The sequence below is a fragment of the Thioalkalivibrio sp. ALMg3 genome (assembly GCF_000381225.1).
GTDB classification, from domain to species: domain Bacteria; phylum Pseudomonadota; class Gammaproteobacteria; order Ectothiorhodospirales; family Ectothiorhodospiraceae; genus Thioalkalivibrio; species Thioalkalivibrio versutus.
Genome location: NZ_KB906240.1, coordinates 1 through 1348, shown reverse-complemented (window position 1 = coordinate 1348; position 1348 = coordinate 1). Strand labels below are relative to the sequence as shown.

The 1348-nt window shown below is 64.3% G+C and carries 2 protein-coding genes; both read left to right on the top strand.

Features of this window, described 5'->3' with window-relative positions; translation table 11 throughout:
* The first annotated feature begins 358 nt into the window (after positions 1 to 358).
* Positions 359 to 709 carry a MarR family EPS-associated transcriptional regulator gene (locus F622_RS0113330; protein WP_019572123.1) on the top strand — a complete coding sequence of 117 codons (351 nt, stop codon included), beginning with the start codon at positions 359 to 361 and terminating at the stop codon, positions 707 to 709.
* Between the two features lie 442 nt (positions 710 to 1151).
* The coding region (locus tag F622_RS13520; protein ID WP_038096479.1) for a GDP-mannose 4,6-dehydratase at positions 1152 to 1348 on the top strand (197 nt) is incomplete at its 3' end.

Sequence of the window (1348 nt, the reverse complement as noted above, 5' to 3'; positions counted from 1 at the left end):
TCGAAAGCTGGCCCGCGTCGCCTTCGCCCTGATGAAAAATCAGACCGATTACCAACCTAAGATCCCTTGTGGAGAGACATAGAATCTCCTACAGTCAAAGGCCACCTGCGCCAACGCCCTTCGCTACACGTCATGCCGACCATCGTCGCGGCGAGTGTGAACAATCAGTCTGTGCCGTTTTGCTCTCTTACACGCCCGTCCCATTGCCATGCGACCGGCCGATATGCTCTACTTTCGCCCTTCGTTCACCCGGTGAACGCACAGTCAGCAGCTTCCCCCAGGGCGGGCCCGCGAATAATCCGGGTGCACCGTCCCGGCGGTAGCGTGCCCAAACGCTGCCCACCGAATCGATAACCTATTGATTGAAGACGACCTTCATCTGGAAGTGCTCCGCCTGCTGGAGCGCGAGCCGGACATGAGCCAGCGCCAGCTCGCGCGGGCTCTGGGCCTGTCGGTGGGCAAGACGCACTACGCGCTCAAGGCCGTGCTCGACCGTGGCTGGGTCAAGGCGCAGAACTTCCGCCGCTCGGATAACCGCTCGGCCTACCTGTACAAGCTCACGCCAAGCGGCCTGCAGGAAAAGGCCCGCCTGGCGTACGGCCTGTTGCAGCGCAAACGCGCCGAGCACCAAGCCCTGATGACCGAAATCGAACAACTCCGCGCCGAGGTGCAAGACGCCAAACCCGCGGATGAGCCACCCACCCCGTAGGAGCCGCCTTGGCGGCGAAGCCCCCGCCAGAGCCGGCCACCCCACATGCCCACGACCCGTCCGGCACACCCTCCCGGTCATCCCGGCCGTACGTCTTCCCACCCCGTCATCCCGGCCGTAGCGAAGCGAAGAGCCGGGATCTCCACCGGTGGGGCCGCCCGAACGTGGGAGATCCCGGATAACCGCTCCGCGGTTTCCGGGATGACGGTGGGGTGGCGCAGTTTCCGGGATGGCGGAGGGGCAGCGCGGCTCCCGGGAAGCCAAAGAACACACCCCCGTCACTGCGAGGAGCGCAGCGACGCGGCAGTCTCCGGGAACGCCGCAGACGTTGATTCGTCACCACGACGAAAGCGCCGAAAATCCTCGGCTCCAAAAGCACATGTCGGAGCGGGTCCGCCCGCGAACAACCCATCAATCAACAAACACCAACACAAAGAAAAGAATGAAAGTACTCATAACCGGCTCGGCCGGCTTCATCGGCAGCGCCCTGAGCCTGCGCCTGCTGGAGCGTGGCGACCAGGTGGTCGGCGTCGACAACCTGAACGACTACTACGACGTCTCGCTGAAGGAGGCGCGCCTGGCGCGCACCCAGGACCACCCGAACTTCACCGAGGTGCGCGAGGACATCGCCGATCGCGC